The sequence below is a fragment of the Arhodomonas sp. KWT genome (assembly GCF_010993615.1).
Genome location: NZ_WNXE01001003.1, coordinates 1 through 598, shown reverse-complemented (window position 1 = coordinate 598; position 598 = coordinate 1). Strand labels below are relative to the sequence as shown.

General features: G+C 71.1%; 1 protein-coding gene. It reads right to left on the bottom strand.

Annotated features, from left to right (window positions below):
* A partial coding sequence (locus tag G7A99_RS23805) for an amidase family protein (RefSeq protein WP_240466407.1) occupies positions 1-598 on the bottom strand: 598 nt, incomplete at both ends.

Sequence of the window (598 nt, the reverse complement as noted above, 5' to 3'; positions counted from 1 at the left end):
GAGAGATACATCTGCACCGGGTCGTCGGCCTTCTCACCGATGTCGAACGCCGGGGTCGGCGCCACCGGGCCGAGGATGACGTCCACGTCCTCGAACGCGCGGGTGAAGTCGTCGCGGATCATTCGACGGACCTGCTGCGCCTTGAGGTAGTAGGCGTCGTAGTAGCCCGCCGACAGGGCGTAGGTGCCGACCATGATGCGGCGCTTGACCTCGTCGCCGAAGCCCTCGCCGCGGCTGCGGGTGTAGAGGTCCTCCAGTCCGCGCGGGTCCTCGCAGCGGTAGCCGAAGCGCACGCCGTCGAAGCGCGAGAGGTTGGAGGAGGCCTCCGCCGGGGCGATGACGTAGTACACCGGCACCGCGAGGTGGGTGTTGGGCAGCGAGACCTCGGTGATCTCGGCGCCCTCGGCACGGAGCGCGGCGACCGCCTCGTCGATGGCGGCGCGCACGCCGGCGTCCAGGCCCTCGCCGAAGTATTCCGCCGGCAGGCCGATGCGCAGGCCGCGGATGTCGTCGCCGAGGGCGGCGCGGTAGTCGGGGACCTCGCGCTGCACGCTGGTGGAGTCGCGGTGATCGAAGCCGGCCATGGCGCCGAGCAGCA